The 11,380-nt window shown below is 69.6% G+C and carries 10 protein-coding genes; 4 read left to right on the forward strand and 6 right to left on the reverse strand.

Annotated features, from left to right (window positions below; translation table 11 throughout):
- The first annotated feature begins 94 nt into the window (after positions 1 to 94).
- The 3 genes from AC1HFW_RS25430 to AC1HFW_RS25440 all read left to right on the forward strand — a co-directional run bounded on the left by AC1HFW_RS25430 (position 95) and on the right by AC1HFW_RS25440 (position 2,981).
- Complete coding sequence (locus AC1HFW_RS25430) at positions 95 to 1,060, forward strand: DMT family transporter (RefSeq protein WP_479285519.1); 966 nt, start codon at positions 95 to 97, stop codon at positions 1,058 to 1,060.
- Between the two features lie 135 nt (positions 1,061 to 1,195).
- The gene (locus AC1HFW_RS25435) at positions 1,196 to 1,846 is read left to right on the forward strand and encodes a TetR/AcrR family transcriptional regulator (RefSeq protein ID WP_479285520.1); all 651 of its coding nucleotides are present in this window, start codon (positions 1,196 to 1,198) and stop codon (positions 1,844 to 1,846) included.
- Between the two features lie 46 nt (positions 1,847 to 1,892).
- Positions 1,893 to 2,981 carry an alpha/beta hydrolase gene (locus AC1HFW_RS25440; protein ID WP_479285521.1) on the forward strand — a complete coding sequence of 363 codons (1,089 nt, stop codon included), beginning with the start codon at positions 1,893 to 1,895 and terminating at the stop codon, positions 2,979 to 2,981.
- A 4-nt stretch (positions 2,982 to 2,985) separates the two neighbouring features.
- Here the strand turns inward: AC1HFW_RS25440 and AC1HFW_RS25445 are convergent, their stop codons facing one another.
- The 5 genes from AC1HFW_RS25445 to AC1HFW_RS25465 form a co-directional block, all read right to left on the reverse strand.
- A complete protein-coding gene (locus AC1HFW_RS25445; protein ID WP_479285522.1) occupies positions 2,986 to 5,253 on the reverse strand; it encodes an FdhF/YdeP family oxidoreductase in 2,268 nt (755 codons plus the stop codon).
- A 10-nt stretch (positions 5,254 to 5,263) separates the two neighbouring features.
- A complete protein-coding gene (locus tag AC1HFW_RS25450; protein ID WP_479285523.1) occupies positions 5,264 to 6,571 on the reverse strand; it encodes a chloride channel protein in 1,308 nt (435 codons plus the stop codon).
- A 188-nt stretch (positions 6,572 to 6,759) separates the two neighbouring features.
- Positions 6,760 to 7,980 carry a multidrug effflux MFS transporter gene (locus tag AC1HFW_RS25455; protein ID WP_479285524.1) on the reverse strand — a complete coding sequence of 407 codons (1,221 nt, stop codon included), beginning with the start codon at positions 7,978 to 7,980 and terminating at the stop codon, positions 6,760 to 6,762.
- A complete protein-coding gene (locus AC1HFW_RS25460; RefSeq protein WP_479285525.1) occupies positions 7,977 to 8,585 on the reverse strand; it encodes a TetR/AcrR family transcriptional regulator in 609 nt (202 codons plus the stop codon). Before AC1HFW_RS25460 ends, AC1HFW_RS25455 begins: the two co-directional genes overlap by 4 nt.
- A 141-nt stretch (positions 8,586 to 8,726) precedes the next feature.
- Complete coding sequence (locus tag AC1HFW_RS25465) at positions 8,727 to 9,581, reverse strand: oxidoreductase (protein ID WP_479285526.1); 855 nt, start codon at positions 9,579 to 9,581, stop codon at positions 8,727 to 8,729.
- Between the two features lie 136 nt (positions 9,582 to 9,717).
- Here AC1HFW_RS25465 and AC1HFW_RS25470 point away from each other — a divergent pair, with 136 nt between their 5' ends.
- Entirely contained in the window at positions 9,718 to 10,656 is a 939-nt protein-coding gene (locus AC1HFW_RS25470) for a LysR family transcriptional regulator (RefSeq protein WP_479285527.1), read from the forward strand.
- Positions 10,657 to 10,675: 19 nt separating this feature from the next.
- Here the strand turns inward: AC1HFW_RS25470 and AC1HFW_RS25475 are convergent, their stop codons facing one another.
- A complete protein-coding gene (locus tag AC1HFW_RS25475) occupies positions 10,676 to 11,296 on the reverse strand; it encodes a TetR/AcrR family transcriptional regulator (RefSeq protein WP_479285528.1) in 621 nt (206 codons plus the stop codon).
- Positions 11,297 to 11,380 lie beyond the last annotated feature (84 nt).

The raw sequence follows: 11,380 nt of genomic DNA on the forward strand, positions 1-11,380 counted from the left end.
TGAACGACATGGTCAGTACATTTTGATTTATTTAATAGTGGGGCGACGCTAAGGTCAAGGCATCAGAAAGACGTGTTGATGAGCCGAACCCTCCATGCCCGATGCCGATGCCCGCGTGATCCCTTGTTCCCCGCCGCCCACCGTGTCCCGCGGCGCGCCCAGGGTGGCGCCGCTCCTGCTGCTGGAAGCGGCGCTGGTGGTGGCCTGGAGTTCGGGCTTCGTGGGCACGCGCTTTTCGATCGATCACGCGCCCGCGTTCCTGGTGGTGTTCTGGCGCTGCGTGGTGGTGACGCTGGTGCTGCTGCCGTGGGCCATCGGCGCGCTTGGCCGCGTGCCGGCGGCCGTGCTGCTGCGCCACGCCGGCATCGGCCTGCTGGCCATGGCGGGCTACCTGGCGGGCGTCGCCAAGGGCATCGAGCATGGCGTCCCGGCCGGGTTGGCGGCGTTGATCGCCGACCTGCTGCCGCTGGGGACGGCGCTGCTGGCCCTGCGTTTGCCCGGCAAGCGGCTTGGCGGGCGTGGCTGGGCCGGCCTGTTTGTCGGCCTGCTGGGCGTGCTGATGGTGACGCGCGATGCGCTGGCGTGGGGGGACGCGCCGCTCTGGGCGTATGGCCTGCCGCTGCTGGGCATGCTGTCGCTGGCCGTGGCGACGTTGTGGCAGAAGCAGATGCACGCCGAGGCGTCGCTGGGTCTGTTGCCCAGCCTGTGGTTGCAGTGCGCCGTGTCGGCCGTGGCGTTCGCGGGGTTGGCGGGGCGGGAAGGCAGCTTGATGCCGGTCGCAAGCGTTGGGTTCGCCGTGAGCGTGTCGTGGACGGTCGTGCTTTCCACGTTGGGCGGCTATGGCCTGTACTGGGCCTGCCTGCGGCGTTCGTCGCCGACCCGCGTGACCAGCGTGCTGTATCTCAGCCCCGCGGTGACGCTGCTGTGGGCCTGGGCGATGTTCGGCGAGCCGCTGTCATGGCTGATGCTGCTGGGCACCGGGGTCTCGGGCCTGGGGATCTGGCTGGTGGCGCGGTCGGAGCGGGCGCTGCCGGCAGGCGCGTCACGGCGCGAACGGTGATAAGCTCCATTCTCATCTTTGCCCGTGCCTGACCCGCGCTTTCTTCTCCATTCAAGTCTCATGGCAACCCGACGCGCGCCCCAGCTGACCAGTCGCAGACAGCCACAGCAGGTCCGGTCCACGGATTTGGTGGCGGTGATCCTGCAAGCCGCGAGCCAGGTCCTGGCCAGCGCCGGGGCGAAACGCTTCACCACCGCCCGCGTTGCCGAGCGGGCCGGCGTCAGCGTCGGGTCCGTCTACCAGTACTTCCCGAACAAGGCCGCGATACTCTTTCGGCTGCAGAGCGATGAATGGACCCGATCGGCCGAAACGCTGTCCGCGATCCTGACCGATTCGGCGCAATCGCCCGATGCGCGCCTGCGGGCCTGGGTGCATGCCTTCATCGCGTCGGAGTGCGACGAAGCGGCGGTTCGGGTCGCGTTGGCCGATGTGGCGCCGGGCTATCGCGAGACGCCCGGGGCGGGGCAGTCGCGGGAATCGATTGGCCATGCGCTGGAAACGTTCATGGCCGATGCGCTGCCGCGGGCCGCCGCCGATGCGCGCACGCGCACGGGTGAGCGGATACGGTCAATCCTCAATGCCGCGGGCAAGCAATTCTCGGCGGCGCCGCGCACGCCCGCCCAGATTCAAGACCAGGCCGACTTCCTGGCCGACATGTTCCGCGCCTATCTGCAGGCGCTGAGCGCGGGGAGCATCCCGGACAGGCATGCCCAGCCGGGCGATGCTTGTGCATCTGGCGCCGCCCGCCAGGCGTTGACGGGACAGGGCGGCGGGATCGGCGGCTGATGAACCCCGGATTCAAGACGATCGCGGTACGACCTGGAGTGGACCGATGAGAGCGGAAAAATTCCTTTCATGCATCAAGTGGGGCTTGCTGTGCGGGCCGCTGTTGCTGGCGGCGGCCGGTTGCGGCACGCACGAAGCGGCGCGCGCCGCGCCGAAGGCGTCGAAGCTGGAGGCGCCGGTCAAGCAGGTGGCGAATCAGGCGCTGCTCATCAAGGGTTCATCGGGAGAGGGAGAGCTGCCGCTCTATGCCTCCGCCGATATCCTGGCCCGGGCCCCGAAGATATCGACCGTGCTGATCGTGATCCATGGCACCTTGCGCAACGCGGACACGTACTTCGACACCGGCAAGGAAATCGTGTCGGGGGCGGGGAAATCGGACGGCACGGTGATGGTGGTCGCGCCGCAGTTCCTGACCGCGCCGGATGTCGAGAAGTTCTCGATGTCCGCGCGCACCCTGAGGTGGTCCCAGGAAGGCTGGAAGAGCGGTGAGCCGGCGCTGGGCCCGGCGCCCCTCAGCTCGTTCGAGGCGATCGACGCGCTGCTGGACCACTTCGCGGACAAGAAGCGCTATCCCGCCCTGACGCACGTCGTCGTGATGGGGCATTCCGCGGGCGCGCAGATCCTTCAGCGATACGCCGCCGTGGGGCGCGGCAGCGCTGCCCTGGCGCGCCGCGGCGTGCCGTTGCGCTACGTCGTCGCGAACCCCTCCAGCTACGTCTATTTCAGCGATGAGCGGCCTGCGCTGCCGGCTGCCGGCACCTGCCCCGCCGCGACGAAATGGAAGTACCAGCTGACGGGCGGCCCGCCCTACGTGGCCGCGCAGGATCCCGCCGAGGTGGAGGCGCGTTACGCCAGCCGGAATGTGGTGTATCTGCTGGGCCAGGCGGACACCGATCCCTACACCCACTTCATCGACCGTTCCTGCGGCGGCATGGCGCAAGGCCCCAATCGGCTGGAACGCGGCCGCGCCTATTTCGATTACCTGACGCGCAGGCACCCGGCCGGATTGAACCAGAAGGTCGTGGAAGTGCCGGGCGTCGGCCACAACAACCTGGGGATGTTCACGTCGGCATGCGGCATCGCGGTGCTGTTCGATCGGCCGCTGCCGGCGAGTTGTCCGGTCGTGGGGCGATGAGAGGTCAGGCGGCCTTGCTGATCACCACCGGAATCGACTTGTAGCTGGGCGTGCCGCTTTGCCGGTCCTGGTAGTCCAGCGGGCACAGGTTGTTGGCCTCGGGGTAGTAGGCGCCGACCGAGCCGGGCGCGATGTCGTACGCGATCGCGGTCAGTTGCAGGCGGCGGTGCGCCTGGCCGGGCAGGCCGCTGTGCAGTTCCACCTTGTCGCCGTGCTTCAGGCCGTGGCGCGCCAGGTCGTCGGCATGCATGAACAGCACGTCGCGCCGGCCGAACACGCCGCGGTAGCGGTCGTCCAGCCCGTAGATGGTGGTGTTGTACTGATCGTGGCTGCGCAGCGTGGTCAGCGTCAGCGCGCCCGCCGCGACCGCGCCGGGATCCTCCTGCAGGCCCTTGAACGGCAGGAACTCGGCCTTGCCGGACTTCGTCTTCCAGATGCGCTCGGTGGGCGGCAGCGACAGGCGGAAGCCGCCCGGCTGCAGGATGCGTTCGTTGTACCCGTGAAAATCGGGGTAGACCTTTTCGATCAGGTCGCGGATGCGGCCATAGTCTTCCACCAGGTGCAGCCACGGCACCCGCGTGTTCGGCAGCGTCGCCGCCGCCATGCCCGCGATGATGGCGGGTTCCGAACGCAGGTGCTCGGACGCGGGTGCGAGCTTGCCGCGCGAGGCATGCACCATCGACATCGAATCCTCGACGGTGATGGACTGCGCGCCGCCGGCCTGCACGTCGCTTTCGGTACGGCCCAGCACCGGCAGGATGATGGCGTCGCGGCCGATCAGCAGGTGCGAGCGGTTCAGCTTGGTGTTCATGTGCACGGCCAGGTCCAGCCGACGCATGCCGGTTTCGCACTGCTCGGTGTCGGACAGCGCCATGGCGAGATTGCCGCCCAGGCAGATCAGCACGCGGGCATCGCCGTTCACCATCGCCTTCATGGCGTCGACCGCGTCGTGTCCGTGGCGCTCGGGCGGCCGGAAGCCGAAGGTCTTTTCGATGTTGTCGAACATCACCGGGTCGATCTTCTCGGTGATGCCGACGGTGCGGTTGCCCTGCACGTTGGAGTGGCCGCGCAGCGGGCAGATGCCGGCGCCCGGCCGGCCGAAGTTGCCGCGCATGAGCAGCAGCGCGGCGATCTGCTGCACATTCTGCGTGCCGCGCGCGTGCTGGGTGATGCCCATGCCGTAGGTCACGATGGTGGCCTTGGACCGGGCGTACGCCGCGGCGACCTGTTCCAGGTTGTCGCGCGTCATCCCGCAGGCGCGTTCGATGTCGGCCCAGTCGGTGCCGTCCAGGTCCTCGACGTAGGCTTCGAAGCCGTTCGTGTGTTCGGCGATGAAGGCATGGTCGATCGCGCCGGGCGCCTGCCGGTCGAGGGCCAGCAGCGCCTTCATGATGCCTTTCAGCGCGGCGGCGTCGCCGCCCACCTTGACCTGGTAGTACGTGGAGGCGATGCGGGTCGATCCCAGCGTGCCCATCTCGATGGGGTTCTGCGGATCGGCGAAGCGTTCCAGCGCGCGCTCGCGCAGCGGGTTGAACACGATGATCGGCACGCCGCGGCGCGCGCACTCGTGCAGCGTGCCCATCATGCGCGGATGATTCGTGCCGGGGTTGTGGCCCATCGAGATGATCAGGTCGCAGGCATCGAAATCGTCCAGCGACACGGTGCCCTTGCCGATGCCGATGGCCTGCGGCAGCCCGACGCTGGTGGCCTCGTGGCACATGTTCGAGCAGTCGGGGAAGTTGTTGGTGCCATACTCGCGGGCGTACAGGCTGAACAGGAACGCGGCCTCGTTCGAGGCGCGGCCCGAGGTGTAGAACTCCACCGCGTCGGGGTCGGGCAGGCTGGCCAGGGTGCGGCCGATGTGCTGGAACGCGTCGTCCCACGCGATCGGCTGGTAGGTGTCGGTGGCGGCGTCGTAGCGCAGCGGATGCGTCAGCCGGCCGGCGTCTTCCAGGTCGTGGTCGGACCAGGTCAGGAGCTCGGTCACGGTGTGGGCGGCGAAGAACGCCGGGGTCACGCGCTTCTTGGTGGCTTCCCAGGTCACGGCCTTGGCGCCGTTTTCGCAGAACTGGAACGTGGACGTGTGCGCCTTGTCCGGCCAGGCGCAGCCGGGGCAGTCAAAGCCGTCCGGCTTGTTGGTGCGGAACAGCAGCACCGGCGCCTCGGCAATGCGCATCTGGTCGGCGATGGCCTGCGCGGTGGCCTTGAGCGCGCCCCAGCCGCCGGCGGGCGCGTCATAGCGTTCGATGCCGGTCAAGTTACGTGATGTCATGCAAACCTCTTCATGTCGAGCCGGGCAGCGGCGCGCCGGCCGCTGCCGCGGTCCGGGTGGCCCGGGCCGCGCAAAAATGGTGGGTCGCCGCGGAGCCTACCACCGCCAGGATGATCGGCACCAGGAAGCCCTGGTCCACGCGCGTGAATTCCAGGATCAGGACGGTGGCGGTCAGCGGCATGCGCATCGATGCCGCCAGGAACGCCGCCGCGCCCACCACCGCGTAGGCGCCGGGCGGCGCGTCGGGCCAGACCTGGTTCCAGGCCGCGCCCAGCACGACCGCCAGCAAGGCGCCGATGGCGATGCCGGGCGTGAGCAGGCCGCCGGAGGCCCCGGCGCGCAGCGAGCCGCTGGTGATCGCCACCTTCAGGACCAGCAGCAGGGCCGCCATGCCGAGCGTCAGCTCGCTGCTGAAGCCCAGCTGCGCCGCGCCCTTGCCGTTGCCCAGCAGCGCCGGCAGAAAAACCGCCAGGACCCCGATCAGCGTGAAGTTCACCAGCGCCGCCGCCGGCAGCCGCCATCCGCGCGCCGCATGGCGCCGCGCGGCGGAGGTCAGCTGCACGAAGCCGTGCGCGGCCACGCCGAAGACGGGGCCCGCGATCACCGACCAGACGACCAGGCTGGCGTCCGCGGTCATGGGCGGCACGGCGTACTGGATCTCGTTGCCCAGCCCGATCCAGGCGATCACGGCGCCGATGCAGCACGTCGCCAGCGCCACCACGGCGGCCGGCCACGCGAACGAACCCAGCAACACTTCCAGCACGAACAGCGCCGCGCCCAGCGGCACGTTGTACACCGCGGCCAGGCCCGCGCCGGCGCCGCACGCCACGATCAGGCGGTGCTGGTCGGCCGGCAGGCGCAGCCACGCCGACACGCCGCTGGCCGCCAGCGCGCCGACCTCCCGTGGCGCCACCTCGCGCCCCAGCGGCGATCCCAGCGCGACCGTGACGATCTGCAGGATCGCATGCGCCAGGGTGGTCTTGGCCGGCATCCGCACGGAGGGATCCTGCACCGCCTGCGTCACGCTGACGAGCGGCCGTCCGAACCGGTAGACCAGCCACCAGCCGCCGCCGGCCACCAGGCCGCACAGTATCAATACCGCCAGGCGCCGCGGGCCGCCGGCGGCTTGCACGCCCTGCAGGAAGGATTCGGGGCCGACGATGTGGTCCAGGCTGTAGCCGTACGCCACATGCTGCACGGCGTGCAGCAACATGCCCAGCAGCATGCCGCCCAGCCCGGCGGACAGGCCGGTAAGGAGGATGGCGAGCAAAAACCGCGGATGAGAGCGCGGTGGGGCGTCAGCCGGCGCTTCGTTCATGCCTGGATCGGCTCCTGTCGGGGCGGCGGGCAGCGGCCCGCTTTCGGTGGATGATGATGGACGGTAGACCAGGCAACGTCAACGAATCGTTAACGACCGGGGCCGTCACCCCTGGGGATGGTAGTGCGGGCGCAGGCCTGGGGCGCCATTGTCTTTTCCCCCCCGCGGCGCCGGGAAAATGACCCCGTTTACCGGCGCGGCGACCGGGCCGAGGCCATGGCGATCATGCACAGGCCCGCGGCCAGCGCGCCGCAGGCGCAGATCGCCAGCGGCAGCAGCGCCGGCCCTTGCGGCGCCAGGCTGACGGCATAGCCGATGGCGGCCGACATCAGGTAGTGCAGCGTGCCCATCAGCGCCGACGCCACGCCCGCCTGCCTGCCGGCGTGGCTCATGGTCAGGGCGGTGAGGTTGCCGAAGATCAGTCCCAGCGCGCCGACGGCCACGGCCAGCAGGCCCGCGTACACGGCGAACGGCGCGTGGCCGGCCCGCGCCAGCAGGAACAGGACCAGCCCCGCCAGCGCGTGCGCCGCGATGCCCGCCAGCAGGATGGCGCCGGCCGTGCGCCCTTTTCCCAGCAGCCGGTTGCTGATCATGCCGCCCAGCACCAGGGCCACCGAGTTGCCGGCGAACAAATAGCTGAACTGCGTGGCGCTCAGCCCGAAGTGGCCGGTGAACACGAAGGCCGACGCGCTGATGTAGTTGAACAGCGACCCCAGCACGAAGCCGCCGGCCAGCGTGTAGGCCATGAAGACCGGATGCCGCAGCTGGCTGCCGTAGGCGCGCAGGATCGCGCCGGCATGCAGCGGCGCGCGGCGCTCGGCCGGCAGCGAGTCGGGCAGGGCGCGCCAGCCCCATGCCAGCCCGGCCGCGCCCAGGCCCGCCAGTACCCAGAAGATGCCGCGCCAGCCGCCATGCGCGAGCAGGCTGCCGCCCAGGATCGGCGCGGCGATGGGGGCGATCATCATGACCTGCATCAGGAGCGAGAAGATGCGCGCCGACTCGGCCACGCCGCACAGGTCGGCGACGATGGCGCGCGGCGTCACCAGTCCGGCCGCCGCGCCCAGCGCCTGCACGAAGCGCGCCGCCAGCAGCCATTCCACCGTGGGCGCGACAGCCGCCATCACCGAGCCCGCGACGAAGATGGCCACGCCGGCCAGCAGCGGCAGGCGGCGTCCGTAGCGGTCCAGCAACGGGCCATACAGGGCTTGGCCAATGGCCAGCCCGGCCAGGAACACGGACAGCGTCTGCTGAATGCGCCCGGCCGAGACGCCGAAGTCCTCGGCGATGGCGGGCATGCCCGGCAGGTACATGTCGATCGCCATGGCGTCGAGCGCGGTCAGCAGCGCCAGCAGCAGGATCAGGCCGGCGCCGATCAGGCCGCCGCGTTGGGTCGTGGCGGCGCCGTTCATGCCGCGCGCTCCGGCCCGATGGCGTGCGCCAGGGCGTCGGCCTGCAGGCGTTGCATGGCCGCCAGCCGCTGCCCCGCCTGGTCGGCATTGGTGTAGACCAGCTTGACCTGCACGGCGTCGATCATGCCCAGGTAGGCTTCCGCGTAGCGCGCCGCGGCCGCCTTCGACAGCCGGGCGCGCTTGCCGACCCAGGCGCGCAGCCGGGTGTCGAAATCCGTGCGCAATTGCGCCAGGTAGGTTTCATAGTCGGCGGTGATGGCGGTCTCGAGCGCGTCGGGCGGCACGTAGCTGGCGCGCAGCAAAAAGCGCAGGTGCAGGGAGTCGCCATGGCGTCCGACCAGGTGGGCGCAATAGGCGGAGCCGGGCAGGGCGTTGCCGGCCTCGGCGTCGAAGCAGCCCCGCGCCAGCTGCATCTCGAGCGCCAGCGCATCGGCGAAGATCTCGCGGTACAGGACGTCCTTGCTGGCGAAGTGCGTATAGAGCGAGGCCTTGCGGATGCCGACGGTGTCGGCGATGTCGGCGAGCGACGCGCCGTCGTAGCCGCGGTTGGCGAAGTGGCCGAGCGCGGCGTCGAGGATGCGCTGGACGGAAGCAGTGCGTGTCATGGCGGGGAATTCCTGGTCGGTCCGCTGAAGGCCGGGGGCGGGGAACCGACAAGGGCCGGTCTTCAGGTGGACGGACTTTAAACTAACTACCGGTCGGTAGTCTAGCGCCTGGCATACACCGGGGCGGCAAGCGCCGCGCACTCAACCCGCGGCGAAATCGGTCGAGCGCGCCAGCGCCTCCCAGGCCCGGGTCTCGCGCGCCACGTAGGCCTGCTTGTCGGCGATGGCGGCCAGGGTGTCGCTGCCCAGCGGCAGGCGCAGCGGCGGCTCGGCGGCGTTGGCCAGTTCGACCATGGCCGCGGCCAGCTTGACGGGGTCGCCGGGTTGCTGGTGGTTCAGGTGCACGGCCTTCTGGCGCACCTGGCCCGACGTGGCGGCGTAGTCGGCGATTTCGCCGGGCGCGACGACCAGCGAACTGGCGTCCAGGAAGTCGGTGCGGAAGTAGCCGGGTTCGACCACGGTGGCGTGGATGCCCAGCGGCGCCAGCTCATCGTGCAAGGCCTCGGTCAGCCCCTCGACGGCGAACTTGGTCGAGCAGTACGCGCCGAAGCCGGCCCCCGAGCGGAAGCCGCCGATGGACGAGATATTGATGACGTGGCCGGCGCGGCGCGCGCGCATGGCCGGCAGCACCGCGCGGGTCACGTTGAGCAGGCCGAAGACGTTGGTGTCGTACATGCGGCGCACGTCGGCGTCGCTGGATTCCTCTACCGCGCCCAGCAGGCCGAAGCCGGCGTTGTTGACCAGCACGTCGAGGCGGCCGAAGGCATCCAGCGCGGCGTCGACCGCGGCCTGGGCCTGTTCGGGGCGGGTCACGTCCAGCGCGACCGGCAGCAGGCCGGGCGCCTGGCCCAGGCGTTCGATGATGGCGGCGGTATTGCGGCCGGCGGCGACCACGGCGTTGCCATCGGCCAGGGCGGCTTCGGCGATCAGCGCGCCCAGGCCGCGCGAGGCGCCGGTGATGAACCAGATTTTCTTGAAATTCGTCGGGGTGTTCATGCGTTTCTCCAGTCAGGGGGAAGGGATGAAACGCATGGTAGAGAGCCGGATGTGTTCCGAATAGCGGCTATTCAATAGAATGATAATCAACTTTTATTTGCCAATCGGCCGCCCCTGACCGGCCGGGAGACCTGCCATGAATGAAGTCCGCGCCCTGACCATCTTCGTGCGCACCGCCATACTGGGCAGCCTGCGCAAGGCGGCCGTGGACCAGGGCATTTCGCCGCAGGCGGCGAGCCACGCGGTGATGCAGCTGGAGAAATCGCTGGGCGTGCAGCTGCTGCGCCGGACCACGCGCAAGCTGAGCCTGACCGAGGAAGGGCGGCGGCTACTCGACAACGCCAGCCTGGCGCTCGGCCTGCTGTCGGAAGCGCTGGCGGATGCGCGGCGCGCCGGCGACGAGATCAGCGGTCCGCTGCGCATCAGCGCGCCGCGGTCGCTGATCCACTGCATGCTGTGGCAGCACGTGCTGGCGTTCGCGCGTGAATATCCCGCGGTGCAGCTCGATGTGCATTTCGACGACCGTTTCACCGATCTCGTCAGCGACCGGGCCGACGTGGGTTTTCGCGGCGGTTCGTTGCCGGCGGCGGGCACCGTGGCGCGCCGGTTGCTGCCGATCCAGCTGCTGATCTGCGCCGCGCCCGACTACCTGGCGCGCCACGGCGCGCCCGCGGACATCGATGACCTGGCGCGGCATCGCTGCACGGGATATGTCCACGCCAACACGGGCAAGCTTGCGCCCTGGGAATTCCAGGTCGACGGCGAGCAGGTCTACCGCGAGATCACGCCGGCGCTGTGCATGAACGACATCGACGCCGAGACCCAGACCGTGCTGGCGGGCGAGGCCATCGGCCAGCTGGGCAGCTTCAGCGCCGTGCCGCACATCCGCGCCGGCCGGCTGGTGCCGCTGCTGCTGCGGCACGTGGTGTATCTCGAGGGCATCTACCTGTACTACGGGCGCCGCACCGAGCAACCGCTGCGCGTGCGGACGTTCGTGGACTTCATGGTCAGGCAGCTGGAAGGGAACCGCCAGTTCTTCCTGGAGCCTGGCGAGCTGGCACGGGCGTGGGGCTAGCCGCGCCAGGCCTGCCGCGTCAGGTTCGCGGCGTCTCGCTTTCCAGCACCGCCAGCACCCCGATGATCAGCGCCTGCATGCCCTGATCGAGCTCCGCCTCCATCTCGGCTTCCTCGGCGGTGCGCGCCGCCTCGACCACCGGCTCCAGGCCGGCCACCGAATACACGGTGTCGGCCACCGCCATGCAATGGAACGCCACCGTCGCCAGCAGCATGCGCGCCTGGTCCCTTGAAATGCCGTAGGCGTGGGCGATGTGGCGCTGGTGCCCTTCGATCTTGGCGATCATCGACGGCGTGGCCGCCAGCCGCCGGATCACGTAGGGCGTCACGCCCGGATGCGCCTTGACGAATTCCCGCACGGATGCGGTGAACACGGTCAGGTATTCCTTCAGCCCGCCGCGGTCGTTGCCGCTCGCTTGCGGGATCTGCCAGCGCTTGAAGATTTCCTCGGCGATCAGGCGCTTGAGCGCCTCGAGGCTCGGCACGTGCTTGTAGAGCGCCATGTGGCTGACGCCCAGCGCGGCGGCGACGCCGACGAAGGTGAGGTTGGGCAAGCCCATTGCAATGCCGGCGTCGGCAATCCGCTCCAGGGTGATGGTGGGCGGGCGGCCCCGCGCCGGACGGCGCTCTGGCGGGTTCATGTCTGGTCCTTGGTGATGGCGGCGGCTATCCGTCACTTTAACCCGCGCACGATTATTTAGTTTATGGCAATGCAACTAATTCAA

The organism is Achromobacter sp. ISS7, from assembly GCF_056523125.1.